Genomic DNA, 21,561 nt, shown 5'->3' with positions numbered 1-21,561 from the left:
GGACGCGGCTGCCAACCTGCCGGCCGCGCTTCCTGGGTTTTCATGAAAGAGGCTGATCATGACCCGTCCCCTAACCTTAATATCGCCGGTACTGCCGGGCACAAGCGCGGCCACTGTCGTTGCCAGGCTGGCCCTCCTGCTGCCGCGAATCAATGCCGCACTGGAATCGATCGGCACGGTCCACTTTGCCCGTCTGATCTTGCTCGATCGGTCGCAGCCGACTCTGCAGCCGGACCTGTTGTCCGTCCTGCCATCGGACAACCTGTCCATCGCGATCATCACCTCGTTCGACGGTGATTTCAGCACGTATATCCACGATTTCGTCGCCCAATTAAGCGACGAGTTCGACGCGCTGCTGTCGCTGACGGTTGGCGGCGCGGCGCTGACGCCGGTGGTCGACCATGTGGCGGAATTTGAAGCATTTATCGCGGAGAATAATATCTCGGAACATATTCCGAACACCTATTTCTTCGCCGCCTATCCGCAAACGGTGCAGGACATTCTTGCCGCTTTCTGATGTGCCGCGCACACCGGCCTGGCATCCCGATGCGCGAATTGAACGCCTGAGCAAGGGGAGAAGCTGATGAGCGACGCTGCGATCGATCTGGACGACGTGCAGGGCACGATTCTGCGCGGCTATCGCGTCAACCTGGCACGGCACTTCGTGCTGACGATCACGGATCCCGCCGCGACCGGCAAGCTGATCGCGGCGCTGGTGCATGGCGACAATGGCCTGCCCGCTATCACGACCGCCAGGCGCAAGGTGCCCAAGCCGGCCATCTTCACGAATATGTGCTTGACCGCCACCGGGCTGGCGGCGCTCGGCATCAGCGCGCGACAGCTGGCCAGCTTCGACCCGGCGTTCCAGCGTGGCGCGACCGATCCGGCCAGCGCGGCCACGGTGGGCGACGTTGGCCCGAGCGCGCCGCAACACTGGATTGGAGGATTGCATGACGGCGCCAGGGTGCACATCCTGCTCAGCGTGTGGGCGACCGATTCCAGCGACGCGCTGGAGGACGCCTCGGCCCGCTTGCGCGCGGCCTTCGTGGGCAGTATGACGGAATTGTATGTGCAGGATGGGGCGGAATTGCCTGACCGTAGCGTGCATTTCGGCTATCGCCACGGCATCGCCCAGCCGGCGATCATTGGCGCGCCGCCGCGCAAGCGCTATGCGCGCGATGCCCAGGCGCCGGTGCCGGCCGGCGAATTTTTGCTGGGCCACCTGAATGCCGCGGGGGGAACCTACCGTGTGTTGCCAGCGGAACTGTCGACCAACAGCAGCTATGCCGTGTTCCGCATCCTGGAGCAGGATGTTGCCGGGTTCGAGGCGATGCTCGTGCGCTATGCGGCCGAGACCGGCATCGATACCGAACTGCTGGCCGCGAACATGCTCGGGCGCTGGCGCAACGGCAACCCGCTGACCCTGGCGCCGGCGGCGCAGGGTACGCCGCTGCCGGACGCGCAACTGAACAACTTTAACTTCGTCAGCGCCGATCCGGCCAAGGACGATACCTTGGGCCTGAAGTGCCCGATCGGCGCTCATATCCGGCGCAACAATCCGCGCGATGCCGCCGTCATCGGCACCGACAGCGCGCATCACCGCCTCGTGCGGCGCTCGATGCCCTACGGTCCGCAGTATGATCTTTCCCGCCATGGCGCGGCCGGGCAAGACGTGGCCGGGCCTGGCCAGCCCGCACGCGGCCTGATCGGCTACTTCATCAATGCGAGCATCCGCAACCAGTTCGAGTTCCTCTGCAGCGAGTGGAACCGGCGGTCGGATTTTGTGAAAGCCGCCACGGGACCGGAAGGGCCTGGCGCCGGCAATGCCGTGTACAACATCAGCGGCGAGGATGTTTTTCTCGGCGTGAACGATCCGGCGACGAGTTCGTTCACCTTGGCCGGCAAGGGGCCGAAAGGCAGCGCCAACCACACCCTGCGCGGTTTTTCGCGGCTGGTCACCACGCGCGGCGGCGTGTATTGCTTTTTCCCGAGCATCAAGGGATTGCTGTTCCTTGCGGCGTTGCAGGATCAGCCGGCAGGCCAGTCGCAACGAGTCGCAGCAAGCGAGATGCCTGCAAGTTAACACGGCGACTGGCACTCCCGCGGTCGTGGACAATCAGTCCCGGGAAGCGCGCATCTAAAAAATGCCCTGCAGAGAAACCGACATCAGTTTCGAGTCGCCGAAGAATGGGTAGCTATATTCGGACTTGTCCTTGCTGATATCGTACTGCAGCTTGAGTGTCGTATTCTTCGCGAAGTCCCAGCGCAGCGACACATATTGCGTATTTCTGCCTTCAATCGGGGCAGCGACTGTGCGATAACGCGACATCGACAGCGCTGGCGTGAAAGCACCATACTGATACCCGACACTCGCCAGCGCGTATTTGTAAATGCCGTTCAAGCCCTTGGATGCATCGACCTGTTCGTAGCGGTCTACCTCTGTTTTCACCAGCCAGTTCTTGTAGTCCATATTGACGGACACGCCCATGATGCGGGTGCGTTGATCGTGAATGTTCAAGAGATAGTTGCGTACGCCATCCGCACTCTCCTGCCACAGCGAGTCTTTGTACGTCATGAGCATGGCGCGCACATCAAATACCCCATTGTTCGCGGCGAAGGTCGCGCCGACCATCCCTTTCCACGATTCGTGCGTCGGATCTGTCCAGTAAATCCGCGTGTCGTAAGCGTTGTTGCGCTGCGTATAGCTGCCGGTATAGACCTGTGCCGTCGCAGCCCAATCGGAGGCGCCCAATTGCGTGCGATAGCTGACATTGGCGCCGTTGTAGGCATAGATCGGCCACCCATAGACATCCGGCATCGGGCGCACCCATGGATAAGCGTAGCCAATGTACAAATAATCGCTGTAATAATAAAGCGGAATGCGGAAGCGCCCGGCCTGAAACGTCCATTTCGAGTCCGCGGAAGGCTGCCAGCTGGCATAGGCCCAGTCCACTGTGGGGCGCGATCCATGGTTGGGGTTATTTGCGCGCATGACCAATTGCGCAGTTGCTGCCAGGGTGGGCGAGAATTCCTTCTTGATTTGTACACCAAGCAGGGATTCCTGGTCGAGTTGCCAGCCTTTCGATTTTTCATAAACGGCTGCGTATTCCCAGGTCTGGATGGTGCAGGGGCATTTCCACTGCTGGTAAGTCCAGGGGGCGCTGCTGCCCAGCGCCGAGCCGCTGAGTACCTTGGCCGCGGTGAGCGTATAAAAGCCAGTGAGTTTCAGCGACCCATCACTGGTCAAATCGATGGCGGCGGCACTGCCGCCGACCAGCATGGTCATGACAAACACGAGTGGAATCTTGTTCATTGGGTCTCTCCGGTGGGGATAGGAGTTTGGCGGGTCAGGGAATCGTCGCGACGACCTTGACGGTGTCGTCCACCGCCGATTTTTCTATATACCCAATGGCGTTCACGCTCTCCGCCACAGCCTTTTTTACTTCCGCACTGGACTTGTATTCCTTGGGCGCCTTTGCCTTGCCCGTGAACGTCAGTTTGGACCAGATCGCCTGCACCTGGGCGGGTTCCTTTTCAAGCACTTTTTTATAGAACTCGGCACGAATAGGCGAAGACTCGGCCTGCTCGATTGGAGTGAACATGACAGAGCCACCGAGAAAAAACTGGGCTGCCTGGGACGGGAACATGCGGGTGGCCGGGTTCTGGGGATTGACCACGATGACCAGTTCTGCCATGGCCGGGCTCGCTATAGCCAACAGCAGCGTCAATGGAGCAAGGGAGAAGAGCGTTCGTTTCATCACGTTTCCTCATCAGCGCGAAACTGTCATCACCACATGCCTGACGCCGTTGGCGGCGCTCAGCTACGTGGTTCGCCAGAATCTGGTGTACTCCCAGCGTATCACGTCGTATGCGCACGTGAAAGTTATTGGAAAGGCTGTGCCACGCCAACAACACGCTCGGTAGGCCCCCCGGGTCAGCGAGCTGAACCGGGAGCTTCGGGGCTGGGCCGTGACTGTGTCAAGAAGCCACGCTTGGTCGATCGATGCACAATCAATGATCGCTCACGATGGCTCAGTCTTCGACGTAGACCTTGTCGCGTATGGTCGTCAAATGGGCCTTGAAGACCGCGTTTTCCTTGAGCGACAGGGCCGTGTCGAACGTCATGTCGCCGCCGTAGGGAGCGCTGACCCTGGTATTCCTGAGCGTGGTGCCGCGCAGCGCCAGCTTTCGCTCGCCCTGGCGCAGGATGACTTTCAGCTCGTTCGCATCGACGCCACCGCCGCAGGACATTTTGTAGGGCACGGTCACTTCAGCCATGCCGTTCTTGTCCAGGTCGGTGATCGTAATGTGCTCGGGGAAAAACGCCGCGCTTGAATCGAGGCCTGGGCAGTCCACGTGATCCTGGATGATCCAGGTTTGCGGCCAGGCCTTGTCCTTGTGTGTGTAGAGTACGGCAAAAAGCTCGAACCGTTCCACCGCGCCCGGCGTTGCCGTCGGGGCGGTAGACGGCCCGGAACGCAAGGTGACGACAAGCAAATGTTCGCCGGCACCGTCGACGAGCCGTGCCGCCTTGACCAGGGTGCCTCTGAGGGGGATGCGTTCGGATGCCAGAAATCCGGGTGCGACCGGGATGGTTTGCAGCGCGCCCGCGGCATCCGCGGCTTGCGGCGCGGCGGCGCCGGCCAGGGACAGGCATAGGGCAAGGCACCAGGATCGGGTCGTTGCCGGCCGCTTGACCGTGCGCACTTGCGTTCTTGCCTCAGGCCCATACGGGCAAGAGGGGAAATGGCATCGCATGGCGGCGTACCGGTTCAGTCATGGCGCGAAAAGCGCGTGACGCAGCACTGCGCTCCGCTGCTGTCACGCATGGTGCCGATATGCGCCGCCACCCTGTACGGCGCGCCGTCGCGGTGCTGGTTCCAGATGTCGCCGCTCCAGCTGCCTTTGAGGGCGAGGCCGTGCGCGATGTCCTCGTCCAGCCCGGGCGAACGGCTCTCGCAGAACAGCATGCGCCGATGCTGTCCGAGCACCTCGTCATGCGCAAACCCGGTGAGCGCGCTAAACGCGTCGTTGATGTCCGTGATGATGCCATGCTGGTCACTGAGGAACATGCCTTCGGGTGCCAGGGTGAATGCATCGGCCAGGCGCCGTGTCTGGTGCTCCCGGGCGCTGCGTTCACTCACGTCGACCAGGACGGCGCGGCAATTTTTGCCATCGTTGGCCAGGGTGGTGCTCATTTCCACCGTGCGGCGGGTGCCATCCTTGGCGACCAGGGTCACTTCGCAGCGGGCGTCGGACTGGGTGGCAAACAGCGACTTCAGACATGCCGCCACCCGGGGCCGGTCGGACTCGGCGACGAATACGCCGAGGCGCTTGTCGATCACACGGCTGCGCTCGCTACCGAGCAGACGGGCGCCCGCCAGATTGGTCTCGGTAATCGCCCCGGTACGGGTCAGCGTAAAGTAAGGCACGGGAGCAAAATCGTACAATTCGGTGTAGCTGGCCAGGGCCGCCTCGATCCAGGCGCGCGCCGCTTCCAGCTGTTCGTTCTGTAGTTCCAGTTCGACCTGGTACACCTGCAGTTCATGCAGCAGCCGCTGCGGATTGTCGGCATGCGGCATCGGCTGCGTGGCCGCCTGCGCCCTTCCCTGTTGATTCAGGCGCAGTTCGGCATCTTCGCGCAGGACGTTGTGGGATGATTGTTCACGGCTCATGATTGTTTTTTCCGATCGATGGCGGCATCTGAAACGGCCTTGCCTGGCCGGCCGGTGTGCTTTGCCATGCCGCCTTCCAGCAACACTTGCGCATCCTGCACCACCTTTTCCAGGGTCGTGGTCGAGTCAGCCTGCGAGGGTGCGACTGCGGTGCGGCGCTGCAGCACCGACAGGGTTTGACGCATGGTTTCCTCCATCCGCTTGCGCTCGGTGATATCTTCCTTGACCGAGATGAAGACACCGGGTTCGGGCGAATACAGCGCGCAATTGATCCATTGCGTGCCGTTACTGGCGGCCACTTCCATGTGCTCCGGCTTGCCCGTGGTCGCTACCCGCACGCAGGCGGCAAACAAGTCCGGATTGAAGGGATAGATGCTGGTGGCCAGTTCTGACTGACGCTTGCCGATGACGTTCTGCAGCCCGGTCAACTCCATGAACTTGGGATTGACTTCAAGGACAAGAAAATCGCGCGGCACGCCATCGTCCAGGATCACCTGGTGACAGGCAACCGCGTTCAGCGAATGTTCCAGCAATTGCCGGAAACGCGACTCGGAGCGCTTTTGCTCGGTGATTTCCCACGCCATGCCCGACACGCCAATAATGTCGCCGGCATGGTCGCGCGCCGGCTCGGCAAAAAAGTCGTAGTAATGCGTGCTGCCGTGCAGGTGCGCCGCCGTTTCGGTGTGCACGCTGATGCCTTGTTCGAGCGCTTGGCGCTTCAGTTGGGTCAGGCGCGCGGCATCGTCGGGCGGCAACAGGTCGGCGTCGGTCTTGCCGATGGCGTCGCCCGAGCGCAGTTGCGGCTGCAAATTGTGCACCCAGGTATAGCGCAGCTCATGATCCTGGCTGAATACCGTCAGCGGCGCGTGTTCGATGGCGATCCGGAAGCGCTCATCGCTGAGCCGCAGCGCGCGCTCCAGGGTTTTCGAGGAACTGATGTCGATAAAGGTAATCACCACCCCGTCGATGCGGTTGTCCTGGGTGCGGTAGGGCATGATGCGCACGGTGAACCAGCGTCCGTCGGTCGCGCTGACCTGGACTTCCCGGAACACCAGCGAGTTCAGCACTTCGCGGGCATCCTCGGCCAGCGCGGGATAGTTCAGGGTGCTTACCAGATCGGTAATCGGCCGGCCGGCATCGCCCGGGATCAGCTTGAAGATGCCGGTGATGCGATTGGTGAAGCGCCGGATGCACATCTGTTCATCGAGAAACAAAGTGGCGATGTCCGTGCTGTTGAGCAGGTTCTTCATGTCGTCGCTGGCTTGCGACAATTCGTCGAGCTTGGCCGACAATTCATGATTGACCGTCTGCAACTCCTCGTTCATCGATTGCATTTCCTCCTTGGAGGTCGTCAATTCCTCGTTGGTGCTTTGCAATTCTTCATTCGTGCTTTGCAGCTCTTCGTTGGCCGATTTCAATTCTTCCTGCGACGTTTGCATCTCTTCGCGGGCGCGCTGCAACTCTCCGCGCGATTGCTGCATTTCCTGGGTCATGGCATCCATGCGCTCGGCATCGGCACCGGCCAGCTCGCTCTTGCGCGGTGCTTTTGCGCGCGCCGCCGGCTGGTCGAAAAACACGATCAAGACCAAGCCGCTTAGCGGTGCCGGTTCCTGCAAGCTATGGACTTCGACATTGACCGTCAGCGCGCCGTCATTGCCGCCCACGCGCAGGCCCTTGAGCACCTGACTGCCCTGCTCGCGCACGACCTTGGCGAAGACTTCATTCAATGCCCCCGACAACCCTTCACGCGCCATGGCGAAGATATTCAGGTTGGCCTTGCCCGCGGCCGGTTCCAGGTATTTCCCGGTCTTGCCGCTGATATAAACGATGTCGCCCTTATCGGTCGTGAGCACCGCGGCGGGCGAAAAACGCTGCTGCAGCAATGAATCGATCAGGGTTTGCACACTGGCGCTACCCGACTCGGCCGCGCCGGGGGCGGGAAGCGGCACGGCCAGCCCTCTGCGGGAGCGACCATAAATGGACGCGGGGAAATCGACCGGCTCCGTGCGCGGGCTGCTTTCGCGGCGCTGGTAGATGCGCGTCTTGCCTGGCCATGCGGCGAACAGGTCGCTGGCGGCGCCCACGGTTTCGGCGCTCCCGAGCACCAGCAGGCCGCCCGGCCTGAGACTGTAATGAAACAGGGGCAGCAGCTTTTTCTGCAAGTCCGCTTCCAGGTAGATCAGCAGGTTGCGGCAGGTGAGCAGGTCGAGCTTGGTAAACGGCGGATCCATCACCAGGTTTTGCGGCGCGAACGTGACCATTTCACGAATTTCCTTGCAGACGCGGAAACCGCCATTGTGCTGGATAAAATAGCGGCGCAGGCGGGCCTCGCTCACGTCGCTGGCGATGGTGCCGGGAAACTCGCCGGCGCGGGCGCGGTCGATCGCGTCGCTGTCGAGATCGGTCGCGAAGATTTGCAGGGTGAAGCGCGCCTCCGGCTTGAGGCGTTCGAGCGTCTCGCGGAAAGCGATGGCCAGCGAATACGCTTCTTCGCCGGTTGAACAGGCAGGCGTCCAGGCCCGCAGGGCGGCGCCTTGCGGGTGGGCAGCCAGCAAGGCGGGAATGACGTCGGCCTCGATCTGTTCCCATACGGGCGCGTCGCGGAAGAAACTGGTGACGCCGATCAGCAATTCCTTGAACAAGAGCTGGGCCTCGTGGGTGTTGTCGCGCACGTAGCGCACGTAGTCGGCAATGCTGGCCAGCTGGTGCAGTCCCATGCGCCGCTCGACGCGGCGGTAGAGGGTGTTTTTCTTGTAGAACGAAAAATCGTGCCCGCTTTGGGCGCGCAGGATCACGACGATCTTTTCAAGCGCGCTGCCGTCGGCGTCGGACAAGCTCAGTTCGGGCGGGCTGAGCGGCAGCGGTGCGTGGCGCCGGTAGTCGAGGATGCGGCTGGCCAGTTCATTGGCTGGGGCAATCACGTCGGCCAGGCCGGCCTCGATGGCGCTGCGCGGCATGCCGTCGAACTTGGCCGATTCCGGATCCTGGACGAACACCGCGCCCCCGCTTTCCTTGATCGCCCGCGAGCCCAGCGAGCCATCCGCACCCATGCCGGAAAGGATCACGGCGACGCTGTTGGCTTGCTGGTCGGCCGCCAGGGAGCGCAGGAAATAGTCGATCGGCAAGCGCAGCCCGCGCGGCTCGGCCGGTTCCAGCAGGTGCATAATACCGTGCAGGATGGATAAATCGCGGTTGGGCGGAATCACGTACATATGATTCGGCTCGACCCGCAGGCGGTCGCTGATTTCGACCACGGACATGCTGGTGCCGCGCTGCAGTAGCTCGACCATCATGTTCTTGTGCTCGGGATCGAGGTGCTGCACGACGATCAACGCCATGCCGCTGTCGGCCGGTACGCCCGACAGGAACAGTTCGAGCGCTTCCAGCCCGCCGGCGGAGGCGCCGATGCCGACGATTGCGGTGGCGGCCGGGCGCATGTCGAACGCATGGGCAGGCGCTGCGCCGGACGGGCTGGCCTGCTTGCGCGGTGTCGTGCTGGTTTTTTTCATGGCAGGTTGGAGCATCGTGGGGAGTTGAACGGCCTCGCAGGCGGCGGCTGGCGCAGGGCCGTACTATACCATCGGGCCACTCGGGCCAGCGCCGTTGTTCGCTCGGGCCTCCTGCAGTTCGAGGAGCTTGCGCACGAACTGGCGCGCCAGCCATTGGTACTTTTCATCGAGCAGGTGCAAGTCGGCGATCAGGGCCAAGTCCACGCATGCTTCGTGGGTGGCCGGATGGCTTTGTTCGCCATCCCCAAACCGCAGCCATTCGGGCGAGACCAGCAGCCATGCGGCGATCGAGCGCAGCTTTGCCTGGGTCGGGACGGTTTCTCCGCGCAACCACTTGCGCGTCGCGTCGGCCGTGATCGGTGCGCCATCATGACGCCGGTTGAATTCGCGCGCCAAGGCCCCGGGGTTGTCCGACGGGAATCCGATATTCTCCAATCCCAGGCGCAAACGCGCCCTGAAGGTATCTGGTTCCGAAGGCAAACGCATGGCGCATGTATTTCAAAGAAGCGGGATGATGTGGATCAATTCTATCAACATTCCCGACCATCTTGCGTTTTACCATGATCTGTTTCATCGATTCGCTGCGCACGGCGGCTTGCCCAAGGGAGGCCACGGTTCCCGGCGCGCGTGATTCCATGGTTTGTGCAGCCTGTCGCTGGATTTGTGCAGCCTGTCTTGCAATTCACTATATTGCCATTAGGCAATGTATCTCAATAGTCACTTTTTATATGCCGGTATAGCGTCATGTCAAGCCCATTTTGATATAGACATGTAGAAATTCTTGCATGCACAGCGGCCAGCATTCCGAATCCGCCCTACAACCACGCTGTCCGACACTCTTCATTTGCTTGTTCCAAATGCCACAAGGAATAAATCTCATGCCATGAGTCAATATCCGCATGGATATGCAATATGCATATGAATATGTTAACCTCGTCGGCCTTGACCTAAGGAAAACAGCATGCCATTCGAGACTATGTTGCAAGGCACCCAGAAGCGCGTTCTGATCGTATCCCCCTTTGAACGACCGGATTACCGCCTTGTCAGCGACTTCCTGCGGGCGGGCGCCATCGCCTTCCTCGACGTCGGCCGTGACTGGCAGCAGGCACGGCGCGCGATCGCCAAGGTAAGGACCGATCCGCACGGCGTGTTCGGCCTGCGCCTTCCCGAAGGCATGCGGCTGGCGCCGGCAGATCTGCCGCCCCAAGTCCAGCTGCTGATGCACGCTTCGCCGGCCGCCTTCGAGCCGCTGCCAGGCGTGTTCCACCTGGTCCAGGTGGTCTCGCTGGAGGAGGCGCTGGAGGCCGAACGCCTGGGCGCCGACGGCCTGGTCTTGAAAGGTGCGGAGAGCGGCGGCCGGGTCGGCGCCTTCAACAGTTTCATCCTGCTGCAGCAGATGCATGGCCGCCTGCGCCTGCCCTTCTGGGTACAGGGCGGCATGGGGCCGCATGGCGCGGCGGCGGCCGTGCTGGCCGGCGCCCAGGGCGTGCTGTACGACTCGCAACTGGCCCTGCTGCACACGGTCTCGCTGCCGGCACCGCTGCCCGGCATCGTACGCGCCGCCAACGGCTCCGAGACCACGGTGGCCGGCGGCTACCGCTTCCTGCGCCACAAGCTGCTGCCCGACCTGGCCGACGAAGCCGAGCGCGACGAGGTGCTCGCCCAGCTTGCCGGCGCCGACGCACCGCTGTTGGCCGGCGAAGACCTGGCGCTGGCCGAGCTGTTCCACTCGCTTTACCGCGACGCCGTCTCACTGGTCCACGCCACCGACGAGGCCATCGACGGCCACCTGCGCCAGGCGCAGCGCAACGACGTATTCGCCCCCCACTCCCCGTTCGCCGCCGCCCACGACCTGGTCTACCCCTTCGTACAAGGGCCGATGGCGCAGGTGTCGGACCGGCCCGGCTTTGCGGCCGCCGTTGCCGCCGCCGGCGGCATGCCCTCGCTCGCGCTGGCGCTGCTGCAGCCCGAGCGCGCCCGCCCCATCCTCGAGCAGACCCGCGCCCGCCTGCAGGGCCAGAGCTGGTGCGTCGGCCTGCTCGGCTTCCTGCCGCCGGAGCTCTACAACGCACAGGCCGAGCTGGTGCGCGAGTTCGCGCCCTCCTACGTCATCCTGGCGGGAGGCCGGCCCGACCAGGCCAGGCAGTTCGACAACTGCGGCATCAAAACCTTCCTGCACTGCCCCACCACGCGCCTGTTCGACAGCTTCCTCGAGGGCGGCGCGCGCCGCTTCGTGTTCGAGGGCCGCGAGTGCGGCGGCCACGTCGGCCCGCTGTCGTCGATGACGCTGTGGGAGGGCCAGATCTCGCGTGCGCTCGAATTCGAGGGCGCCGCCGACCTGACGCTGCTGTTTGCCGGCGGCCTGCACGACCGCCTCTCGGCGGCGCTGCTGGCGGCCATGTGCGCGCCGCTGGCCGCGCTGGGCGCCAAGATCGGCATCTCGATGGGCACCGCCTACCTGTTCACCGACGAAGCGGTGCGCGAAGGCGCGGTGCTGCGAGCCTACCAGGAACTGGCCGTGGCCAGCACCGAGACGGCACTGGTGCAGACCCGGCCGGGCCACGTCACGCGCTGCCTGCGCACGCCGTATGTCGACTTCCTCGAGCAAGAGCGCCGCCGCATGCGTAGCGAGGGCAAGAACCGCGACGAGATCTTCCTCGCGCTCGAGCAGATGAACGCCGGCCACCTGCGCATCGCCTCGAAGGGTATCAAGCGCGTCGACAGCGAGCTGCTGGAAGTCTGCGCCGACACCCAGCTATCCGAGGGCATGTACATGATCGGCGATGTCGCCTGCCTGCGCAACGAGGTGCACAGCATCGCCGGCCTGCACCAGGAGGTGGCCTCGGCCGCGCAACTGCTGCGCGAACTGCCGCCGCCGTCGCGCCGCCGCGGCGAGCGCTGCGACATCGCCATCGTCGGCATGGCCGGCATGTTCGCCGGCGCGCTCACGGCGCAGCAATACTGGGCCAACATCATCGAAGGCCGCGACAGCGTCGGCGAGGTGCCCGACGAGCGCTGGAGCAAGGCGCTCTATTACGATCCCAAGTCGACCGGCGCGCGCGCTGAAAAAACCAATTCCAAATGGGGAGGCTTCATCCCCGATTTCCATTTCGACCCGGCCCTGTTCGGCATTCCGCCGCAAAGCCTGGGCTCGATCGACCCGGCCCAGATGGCCGGCCTGGTGGTGGCGCAGCAGGCCCTGCACGACGCCGGTTACGCCGAGCGCAGCTTCAACCGCGAACGCTGCTCGGTCGTCTTCGGCATCGAGCCGGGCGGTGACATCGCCGGCGCCTACGGCCTGCGCATCGTGCTGCCGCAGTTGCTCGCCGAGCCGGCGCTGAGCCAGGCGCTGGACGCGCTACCGCGCCTGACCGAAGACAGCTTCTCCGGCGTGCTGGGCAACGTGGTGTCGGGCCGGATCAGCAACCGGCTCGACCTGGGCGGCCAGAACTTCACGGTCGATGCCGCCTGCGCCTCCTCGCTGGCGGCGATCGACGCGGCCATCAAGGAGCTGCGCTATGGCGAGAGCGACCTGGCCATCGCCGGCGGGGTCGACTTCCACAACGGCATCCACGACTACCTGATGTTCTCCAGCACCCACGCGCTGTCTTCGCGCGGCAAGTGCTTCTCGTTCTCCGACACGGCCGACGGCATCGCGCTGGGCGAAGGCGCCGGCGCGGTGGTACTCAAGCGCTACGAGGACGCGCTGGCCGACGACGACTATGTCTACGCCGTCATCCGCGGCATCGGCGGCGCCAGCGACGGCAAGTCGCTCGGCCTGACCGCCCCGCGCCGCCAGGGCCAGCAGCGCGCCCTGAGCCGGGCCTACCGCCGCGCCGGCATCTCGCCGTCCGAGGTCGGCCTGCTCGAAGCGCACGGCACCGGTACCGTGGTGGGCGACCGCACCGAGCTGGCGTCGATGGAGACGGTGTTCGCGAGCGCCGGCAGCGCCCGCGCCGGCTGCGCGCTCGGTTCCGTCAAGACCCAGATCGGGCACACCAAGTGCGCCGCCGGGGTGGCCAGCCTGATCAAGGCCGCCTACGCCGTCGACCAGGGCTTGCTGCCGCCGACGCTGAACCTGGAACGGCCCAACGCCTACTACCGCCAGCAAAGCAGCTCCTTCTACTTCCTGTCGCACACCCTGCCCTGGCTGGACGAGCAGCGCACCGCCGGCGTGAGCGCCTTCGGTTTCGGCGGCACCAACTACCACCTTGTGATCGACCGCGGCGATGCCGACAAACGCCGCGACACGCCGGCCGCGCCGCAGGTGTGGCCGTATGAGCTGTTCCTGTTCCGCGGCGCCGGCAGCGTGCAGGCGCAGGTCGAGCTGCTGCGCACCTATCTGCGCGCCGGCCACCAGGACCGGCTGTGCGACGTCGCCTTCAGCCACCACCAGCACAACGAGGGTGAAGGCGCGGTGCGTGTGGCCGTGGTGGCCTCGAGCCTTGAGCAATTGGCCGCCCGCTTAGAGAAGGCCGCGCAAGGCCAGGCCGACCCGCAGGGCGTGTATCTCGCCGGCGCGCAGCTCGACCCGGGCGAAGTGGCTTTCCTGTTCCCCGGACAGGGCAGCCAGTTCCTCGGCATGGGCGCCGACCTGCTGACCTACTTCCCCGGAACGCGGGCCCACCTGGCCGCCGAACCGGACCTGCACGGCGCCATGTTCCCACCGGCGGCCTTCGACGATGCCCAGCGCAGCGCGCAGCAAGCCGCGCTGACCGACACCTCGGTGGCACAGCCGGCGCTGGCCGTCACCAGCCTGGCAGCGGCCCAGATCCTCGCCTCGCTGGGCATCACGGCGAGCCACGCCGCCGGCCACAGTTTCGGCGAACTAAGCGCCTTGTGCCACGCGGGCAGCATCGCGCACGCCGCGCTGGCGCCGATCAGCCGCCAGCGCGCGCACAGCATCCTCGACAGCCTGGGCGACGGCGACCCCGGCACCATGCTCGCCGTCGAGGGCGACGAAGCGCTGGTGCGCGACGTCCTTGGCGAACTCGGCGAACTCGACATCGCCAACCTGAACGGACCGCGCCAGACCGTGCTGGCCGGCCCCGGCGCGGCCATCGCCGCGGCGCGCGACAAGTTCGGCCAGCGCCACGTACGTGCGCGCATCCTGCCGGTTGCCTGTGCCTTCCACAGCCGCGCACTGGCCGGCGCCGCAGGCCAATTCACAGCCAGCCTGCGCCAGGCCGCGCTGGACAGCCCCCGCCTGACGGTCTGGTCCAACCAGAGCGCCGCGCCCTACCCGGCAGCCGTATCGGCCGCCGAACTGGCCGAACGCCTGGGCCAGCAGATCGCCGCGCCGGTGCGCTTTGCCGACATGATCCACGCGATGCACCAGCAAGGCGGCGTGCGCACCTTCGTCGAAGTGGGCGCCGGCAATGCCCTGTCCGGCCTGGTCGGCAGCATTCTAGAAGGCGCGCCGGTGCAGGCGATCCCGATGCTGCTGCGCGACGCGCCGCCGCTCAAGGGCCTGATGAACATGCTGGGGCGGCTCGCCACCCTCGGCGTGGCGCTCGAGCTCAAGGCGCTGTTCGCCAACCGGCGCCTGCGCACACTGGCCATCGCCAAGCCGCAAGCGCTGGCGCCGACCATCTGGGAAGTCAACGGTCAGCGCGCGCGGCCACTCAAGGGGCCGCTGCCGCCTCAGGCCTACCAGCCGGGGGCTATCACGCCGGTGCAGGTGCAGACGAGCGTCGCGCCCACCGGCGGACGCGAAGCCGTCCTCAAGAGCTACTTCGACAGCCTCGACAACTTCGTCGAAAGCCAGCGCGACATCATGCTCGGCTATCTGGGCGCCGCCCCGGCACCTGCGCGCGAACCGGCCCGCCCCGTCGCCGTCGCCGCCCCCGCCGTGGTGGCCGGCGTCAGCGCGCCCGCCCGCACCGATCGCGCCACGATCGAAGCGCGGCTGAAGGAACTCATTTGCGCCCGCACCGGCTACCCGCAAGAGATGATCGAGGCCGATCTCGACCTCGAGGCCGATCTCGGCATCGATTCGATCAAGCGGGTCGAGCTGCTCTCCGAGATCGGCAAGGATCTCGGCGTGGCGGCCGGTTCGTCCGACCAACTCGGCGACGACGCGGCGCAATTCCTCGAACAGGTGTCGAAGATCAAAACGCTGCGCGGCATCAGCACCTGGCTGGCCGACTACGTCAAGTCATCGGCGCCATCGGCGCCGCCGCCAGCGGCCGCCGCACCTGCGATACGCGAGCGCGGCGCGATCGAAGCCCGCCTCAGGCAGCTCATCTGCGCCCGCACCGGCTATCCAGAGGAGATGATCGAGGCCGACCTCGATCTTGAGGCCGACCTCGGCATCGACTCAATCAAGCGGGTCGAACTGCTCTCGGAGATCGGCAAAGATCTCGGCATGGCCACCGGCGGCACCGCCGACGAGCTGGGCGAGGACGCGGCCCAGTTCCTCGAACAGGTATCGAAGATCAAGACGCTGCGCGGCATCAGCGCCTGGCTGGCCGACCATGGCCAGCCGGCGCGGCCGGAAACGCAGCAAGAAGCGCCGCCAGTTGCGGCGCCGGCAGCGGTACCGCTGCGCGTGCTCGACGTGCTGTACGCACCCAAACCGCTGCTGCCAACGAGCGTTGCCACGGCCGGCGGCAAGACCTACCACGCCATCGGCGCGCCACCCGACCTGCTGCAAGCGCTGCGCGTCCAGCTCGACGCGCGCGATGCGCGTCTGGTCAGCCTCGAATGGCGTGAGCTCAAGGCCGGGCTGCGGCTCGACACCAACGGCATCCTCTACTTCAACCGCGACGACAGTAGTTACCAAGATGTGCTCGGCCTGTTCCACGCGCTGCAGGCATGCGACGCGCGCAGCATCGACACCGTGATGGCGATCCAGTTCGACGCCCAACCGCTGCGCCATGCCGACGGCAGCTACGCCAGCCCCTCGTGCGGCAGCGGCGCCAGCGGTCTGCTGGTGAGTCTGCGCTGGGAATGGCCAAAAGTACGCATGATCCGCCCCTTGATCGTGCACGACGCGGCCACGCTCGACGCCGACAGCAGCGCCGCCCGTCTGGTCGGCGAGATGTTCAGCGAACCCGAGATCCTGGCCCAGCCGGTGGCCTGGTGCGACGGCGTGCGCCACGCCCGCAAGGCGTTGCCGCGCCCGCCCTTCATCGCCTCGCTTGACCGCTACCACCTCGAACCGGAGGCGGTCGTGGTGATCGTCGGCGGCGCCAAGGGCATCACCAGCTGGTTCGCAAGCGCGTTCGCCGAACGCTACCGCTGCCGCCTGGTGCTGCTGGGCCGCTCCGCCCTGCCGCAAGGGGCCGAGCCCTTCCCTGGCATCGACGACGCAGTCGCGCTGCGCCAGGCACTGCTGGCCAAGCATGGCCCGGCGGCGCGTCCGAAGGAGATCGAGGAAGCGCTGCAGTCCCTCCTGGCTGAAAAACAGATGCGCCGCACGATCGAAGAACTCGACGCTTTCGGCAGCCAGATGAGCTACTACCAGGCCGACGTCACCGACACCGCCCAGGTCGACGCCGCCCTCGGCGCCGTGATGGCGCAATACGGCCGCATCGATGGCGTGCTGTTCGGTGCAGGCATCCTCGACGACCGCTTCCTGGGCGACAAGAGCGACGCCTCGATCGCCCGCGTCTACCACACCAAGGCAGCCGGGGTCGAACACGTGCTCGACAGCCTGGACCGGCTCACCGAACCCAAGTTCGTGGTTTTCTTCTCGAGCATCTCGGCCACGCTGGGCAACCGGGGACAGACCGACTACTCGGCCGCCAACGCCTACCTCGACAAGCGCGCGATGGCACTCAACGCGAGCCGCCCCGGCCACTACCTGTCGATCAACTGGGGCCCGTGGGAAGGCGCCGGCATGATCGACGCGACGCTGCAAAAGCACCTCGAGGGCATGGGCATCCACGCGATCAAGCGTGACCAGGGCGTCGCCTTCCTGTTCGACGAACTGGCCGCCGGCAAGCGCTCCGGCCGCCTGATCGTCACCTGCGCCAAAGACGAAGCCCTGTTCTGGAACGAGCATAGCGCATGACGAGTCCATTCAAAGTCGCCATCATCGGCATGGCCAGCCGTTTCCCCAAGGCGCCCGACCTGACCACGTTTTGGCACAACATCAAGGGCGGCGTCGACGCCGTCGGCCCCTACCCGATGGCGGCGCGCTGGGGCAAGCAGGACGGCTACTACGCGCCGGGCAGCGTTCCCTCGCTGGAGCAGACCTACTGCGGGCGCGGCGGCGTCGTCACCGACATCAGCTTCGACCCGCTACGCTACGGCATCGTGCCGCGCGAAGTGGCCGAAGCCGAGGCCGACCAGTTCATCATGCTCGACCTCGCGCGCGAGGCGCTGGCCGACGCTGGTGTCGAGCATGGCACCACCGCCCTGCAGGCCGGGGTGATCCTCGGCCGCACCATGCCGATCGGCCCCGTGACGATACGCTTCCTCGACCGCATCAAGCTGCTTCCGCAGCTACGCCAGACCCTACGCAGCAGCTTTCCCGCGCTCGACGAGGGCGAGCTTGACCGCTTCGCCGAACGCTTCCTCGAGGAGCGCCAGGCCGGCTTCGAGAACAGCCGCACGCGCAATCTGGTGCCCGGCTTCGCCGCCTCGCGCCTGGCCAACCGGCTCAACCTGGCCGGCCCCAGCTACATCCTCGACGCCGCGTGCGCCTCCTCGCTGGTGGCGATCGAGAACGCCATCATGCAGCTGCAACTGGGCCGCTGCGAGCTGATGCTGGCCGGCGGCGTGCACCTGCCGCTGACCCAGGGCTACTGGTCGATGTTCACCAACATCGGCGCGCTGTCGCGGCAAGAACAGATTCGCCCCTTCGACCGCGATTCCGACGGCCTGCTACTCGGCGAAGGCGCAGGGTTGGTGGTGCTCAAGCCGCTTGACGCCGCGCTCGCCGCGGGCGACCGCATCCACGCCGTCATTGAAGGTGTCGGTACCTGCAGCGACGGCCGCGCCGAGAGCTTGCTGGCGCCGTTCTCCGACGGCCAGATCGGCGCCTTCACCAAAGCCTGGAACAACGCCGGCATCGACCCTGGCCGCGCCGGCTACATCGAATGCCACGGCACCGGCATGCCGCGCGGTGACGAGGTCGAGAGCGAATCGCTGATACGGTTTTTCGGGCCGCACATGCAGGGGCGCCAGATTGCGCTCGGCTCGGTCAAGTCGATGATCGGCCATACGCTCGGCGCTGCCGGCATCGCCAGCGTGATCAAGACCGCCAGCGCCCTGCGCGACGGGATCCTGCCGCCGTCGCTGCACTGCCGCTCGCTGCGCGGCGACCTGGCTGGTCAGGGTTTCTACGTGCCGCCGCAAAGCACGCCATGGCCTGAGGCTACGCCGCGCATCGCCGGCGTCAGCGCGTTCGGGTTTGGCGGCATCAACGCCCACCTGGTCATGAGCGCACCGCCCGAGCGCCGGGTGCCGGTGGCGCGCAACACGGCCCAAAAGCCACGGCTGCAGACCGAAGAAACGGTGCTGGCGCTCTCGCGCAGCGACCCGCAAGCCCTGCTGGCCGACTTGGAACGGGGTGAACTGCATCCGGGCCAGGGACCGTGCCGGCTGGTGCTGTTCGATCCGACGCCGGAGCGGCTCGCCAAGGCTGCACGCCTCGTCGCGCGCGGCAAGGCATGGCGCGGCAAGCAAGACATCTTCTTCTCCCCTGACGCCCTGCTGGCTGCGGGCGGAAAACTGGCCTTCCTGTTCCCTGGCCTGGGCAACCAGGTCAACCCCGACTTCCGCGAATTGGCGCTGCGCTTCGGCCTCGACCTGGCGCAGCTCTCGGCCGGCGGCGGCGACGCGCTGGTGGCCGACAGCCTGCAAACGGTCTACGCCACCGACACCATGCACCGCGTGTTGACCTCGCTCGGCGTCGTGCCCGACGCGATTGCCGGCCATTCGCTTGGCGAGTGGATCGCGTGCGTGTCGAGCGGCGCGATCGGCCAGCGCGAACTGGCGGTGCTGGTCGAGCGCCTGCTTGCGCTGCAAGACGACGTGATGGGCAAGGGCTACTTCCTGCTGGCGGTGTGGTGCGGCGCGGACCGGCTCGACGCCCTGCTGCGCGACATCGACGGCATGGCGCTCGCGGTCGACAACTGTCCCGGCCACAGTGTCGTGTGCGGCTCGCCCGCAGCGCTGGAGGCCGCGCAGCGGATCCTGCGCGCGCAAGGCATCCTGTCGGTCGACATGGGCATCGAAGCGGCGTCGCATACGCCGTACATCCGGCCGACGCTGCAGCGCATCCGGCCGCTGGTCGAGGGCATCGGGTTGTCGCAGCCGGCGATTCCACTGTGGTCCGCCAGCCTGGCCGGCCCCTTCCCGCACAGCGACGCCGCCGTCAAGGAACTGATCGTCGAGACGATGGCCTCGCCAGTGCGCTTTCGCGAACTGGTGGAACGCATGCATGACGAAGGCTTCCGCCTGTTTGTACAGATCGGCAACGCAGGTCTGAGCGGCTTTGTCGCCGACACCCTCAAGGGCAAAGACTTCATGACGCTCGACGCGAGCGGCCAGGACAAGAGCACCGAACAGATGCTGCGGCGCGTGGCGGCCGGCCTGTTCGCCGAAGGCAGGACCATCGATTTCGCGCAGTTCGGCTTGCTCGCGCGCGAGCCGGCGCCGCGCACGCACGCGATACCGCTCGAACCGAGCATGGTCGAATTCCACGCCGTGCCTTCGTTCGCGCCCTTCGCCCCGGAGGGACCAGCGCCACAGGACACGCCGTACGACGCCAGCCTCGACCTGTTCCGGCGCGCGCAGCAGGATGTGATCGCGGCCCTCGCACAAGAACCTTTGGCTCGGGGCGACGAAGGCCTGCCTTGCAAGGCAGGCCCGTTACGCAGGGGCGCCGAGGCGGCGCTCGATCCGCACGCCGTCGTACACCGGCAAACCATCGCCATCGACCACGAACGCTACCCCGAGTTGTTTCACCACGAGATCTACCAGTCGCACGACGGCAGGCCGATCGCGGAGCGCTCGGCCGTGGTGCCGATGACGATGATGATCGAGCTGGCCTGCGAAGTGGTGTCCGCCTACCTGCCCGGCCGTTCGATCCGCGCCGTGCACAAGGTGCTGTCGTTTCGTTTCATCGAGGTGCAGGCCGCCGTCACACTCGAGGCCCGCCTATACCGCAAGGGGCCCGACAGCTACGCCGTGGTGGTCGAAGACCGCTTCTCGTGCCTGGTGGAGGTGGCCGACAGCCTGCCCGCCGCTCCCGCCGTGGCCGAGCGCCCGATCCGCACCGACCAGCCGCCGCCATTTGCGCTGCGGTTCGACGAGATCTACCGCGACCGCTGGCTGTTCCACGGCCCGCTCTACCAGGGCGTGCGGCAGATCGGGCCGATGGACCTCAGCGGGATCGCCGGCGTGGTCGGCGCAGCCGGCGGCAAGGGCGCGCTGCTCGACGGCGCCTTCCAGCTGGCCGGCGTCTGGTTTTGTTCGCACCACGACATCGACAACGTCGTCCTGCCGCTCAAGATCGACAAGGTCGAGTTGTTCGCGCCATGGGCGGCGCTGCGCGACCCGCAGCATCGGTACGACTGCCGCGTCGTCACGCGCCAGATCACGGACCTCGAATTCACCTACGACCTTGAGCTGTGCCGCGACGGCCGCGTGCTGTTGCGGGTGAACGAGTTCGCCGGCCGCCGCTTCACCGCCGACCCTAACCTGTTCGCCATCTTCCGCACCCCGGAACGGCTCAACGGCGTCTGCGCCCAGCTCGACGACGGCCTGTTCGTGTTCGACCTCGCGTTCCGCTCCAACTGGTCGCGCGTGATGCTCACCAAGAGCTATCTGACCGGGCGCGAGATCGCCCGGGTCGACGCCAGCAAGACGATCTCTAACCGCAATGCGCGCCTGCGCGGCGTAGTCGCGGCCAAGGACGCGCTCAAGCACTGGCTGTACCACCACCGCCAGGTCGAGACGCTGTTCCCGAGCGAGATCGAGATCGAACACGACACCCATGGCGCGCCATGGGCCAGAGTGCGCGGTCAGGCGGCGCCGCTGGCGCTGTCGATCAGCCACAAGCCGCAGATCGCGGTCGTCATCGTCGGCGGCGAGCAGCGCGTCGGCGTCGATGTCGAAACCATCGAGGTGCGCGGCGAAGCATTCGAACTGCTCAACTACGACGCCCAGGAAATCGCCTTCTTCGACGCCCAGCCGGCCAAAGAGCGAGCCTTCTGGCAGACCCTGTTCTGGAGCGCCAAGGAAGCTTGGGGCAAGTGCCAGGGCGGCGGGCTGGCTGGCGCCCCGCGCAGGATCAAGGTGCGCGCGGTGCAGGCGGGCGGCGCCGGCTGGACCGGCGAAGTGGAAGGCGTGGCCTTCAGCGGCCGGCGCCATCAGGACGGGCATGTCATCAGTTGGGTACGCGGAGTTCAACCACAATAGGG

Annotated in this window: 10 protein-coding genes; 4 read left to right on the top strand and 6 right to left on the bottom strand. The window is 65.7% G+C overall.

The window, feature by feature from the left end:
- Positions 1 to 58: 58 nt before the first annotated feature.
- Both IV454_RS20105 and IV454_RS20100 read left to right on the top strand, forming a co-directional pair.
- Positions 59 to 517, top strand: coding sequence for a hypothetical protein (locus IV454_RS20105; RefSeq protein ID WP_206087517.1), 459 nt, complete (start codon positions 59 to 61; stop codon positions 515 to 517).
- Positions 518 to 583: 66 nt separating this feature from the next.
- The gene (locus IV454_RS20100) at positions 584 to 2,083 is read left to right on the top strand and encodes a Dyp-type peroxidase (protein ID WP_206087516.1); all 1,500 of its coding nucleotides are present in this window, start codon (positions 584 to 586) and stop codon (positions 2,081 to 2,083) included.
- A 54-nt stretch (positions 2,084 to 2,137) separates the two neighbouring features.
- On the opposite strand, the gene IV454_RS20095 is transcribed toward IV454_RS20100, so the two are convergent.
- From IV454_RS20095 to IV454_RS20070, 6 genes are all read right to left on the bottom strand, one after another.
- On the bottom strand, positions 2,138 to 3,313 hold the full coding sequence (locus IV454_RS20095) for a hypothetical protein (protein ID WP_054267465.1): 1,176 nt from the start codon (positions 3,311 to 3,313) through the stop codon (positions 2,138 to 2,140).
- A gap of 34 nt (positions 3,314 to 3,347) precedes the next feature.
- Positions 3,348 to 3,758, bottom strand: coding sequence for a type 2 periplasmic-binding domain-containing protein (locus tag IV454_RS20090; RefSeq protein ID WP_054267464.1), 411 nt, complete (start codon positions 3,756 to 3,758; stop codon positions 3,348 to 3,350).
- Between the two features lie 274 nt (positions 3,759 to 4,032).
- Positions 4,033 to 4,707 (bottom strand): M949_RS01915 family surface polysaccharide biosynthesis protein, encoded by a 675-nt coding sequence (locus tag IV454_RS20085; RefSeq protein WP_206087515.1) that lies wholly within the window; start codon positions 4,705 to 4,707, stop codon positions 4,033 to 4,035.
- Between the two features lie 65 nt (positions 4,708 to 4,772).
- Complete coding sequence (locus IV454_RS20080; protein WP_206087514.1) at positions 4,773 to 5,675, bottom strand: PAS domain-containing protein; 903 nt, start codon at positions 5,673 to 5,675, stop codon at positions 4,773 to 4,775.
- Positions 5,672 to 9,184, bottom strand: coding sequence for a chemotaxis protein CheB (locus IV454_RS20075; protein ID WP_206087513.1), 3,513 nt, complete (start codon positions 9,182 to 9,184; stop codon positions 5,672 to 5,674). Before IV454_RS20075 ends, IV454_RS20080 begins: the two co-directional genes overlap by 4 nt.
- A gap of 63 nt (positions 9,185 to 9,247) precedes the next feature.
- Positions 9,248 to 9,670 (bottom strand): hypothetical protein, encoded by a 423-nt coding sequence (locus IV454_RS20070; protein WP_229521737.1) that lies wholly within the window; start codon positions 9,668 to 9,670, stop codon positions 9,248 to 9,250.
- A 475-nt stretch (positions 9,671 to 10,145) separates the two neighbouring features.
- Here IV454_RS20070 and IV454_RS20065 point away from each other — a divergent pair, with 475 nt between their 5' ends.
- Complete coding sequence (locus IV454_RS20065) at positions 10,146 to 17,201, top strand: type I polyketide synthase (RefSeq protein ID WP_206087512.1); 7,056 nt, start codon at positions 10,146 to 10,148, stop codon at positions 17,199 to 17,201.
- The gene (locus tag IV454_RS20060) at positions 17,198 to 21,559 is read left to right on the top strand and encodes a type I polyketide synthase (protein WP_206087511.1); all 4,362 of its coding nucleotides are present in this window, start codon (positions 17,198 to 17,200) and stop codon (positions 21,557 to 21,559) included. Before IV454_RS20065 ends, IV454_RS20060 begins: the two co-directional genes overlap by 4 nt.
- The last annotated feature ends 2 nt before the right edge of the window (positions 21,560 to 21,561 follow it).

This window comes from Massilia antarctica (genome assembly GCF_015689335.1).
Classification (GTDB): domain Bacteria; phylum Pseudomonadota; class Gammaproteobacteria; order Burkholderiales; family Burkholderiaceae_D; genus Telluria_A; species Telluria_A antarctica.
This window is presented reverse-complemented; position numbering and strand designations above follow the sequence as displayed.

Excerpts from the sequence above, each read along its gene's own strand:
- IV454_RS20105 (WP_206087517.1), top strand. The coding sequence starts at position 59 with ATGACCCGTCCCCTAACCTTAATATCGCCGGTACTGCCGGGCACAAGC.
- IV454_RS20100 (WP_206087516.1), top strand. The coding sequence starts at position 584 with ATGAGCGACGCTGCGATCGATCTGGACGACGTGCAGGGCACGATTCTG.
- IV454_RS20095 (WP_054267465.1), bottom strand. The coding sequence starts at position 3,313 with ATGAACAAGATTCCACTCGTGTTTGTCATGACCATGCTGGTCGGCGGC.
- IV454_RS20090 (WP_054267464.1), bottom strand. The coding sequence starts at position 3,758 with ATGAAACGAACGCTCTTCTCCCTTGCTCCATTGACGCTGCTGTTGGCT.
- IV454_RS20080 (WP_206087514.1), bottom strand. The coding sequence starts at position 5,675 with ATGAGCCGTGAACAATCATCCCACAACGTCCTGCGCGAAGATGCCGAA.
- IV454_RS20075 (WP_206087513.1), bottom strand. The coding sequence starts at position 9,184 with ATGAAAAAAACCAGCACGACACCGCGCAAGCAGGCCAGCCCGTCCGGC.
- IV454_RS20070 (WP_229521737.1), bottom strand. The coding sequence starts at position 9,670 with ATGCGTTTGCCTTCGGAACCAGATACCTTCAGGGCGCGTTTGCGCCTG.
- IV454_RS20065 (WP_206087512.1), top strand. The coding sequence starts at position 10,146 with ATGCCATTCGAGACTATGTTGCAAGGCACCCAGAAGCGCGTTCTGATC.
- IV454_RS20060 (WP_206087511.1), top strand. The coding sequence starts at position 17,198 with ATGACGAGTCCATTCAAAGTCGCCATCATCGGCATGGCCAGCCGTTTC.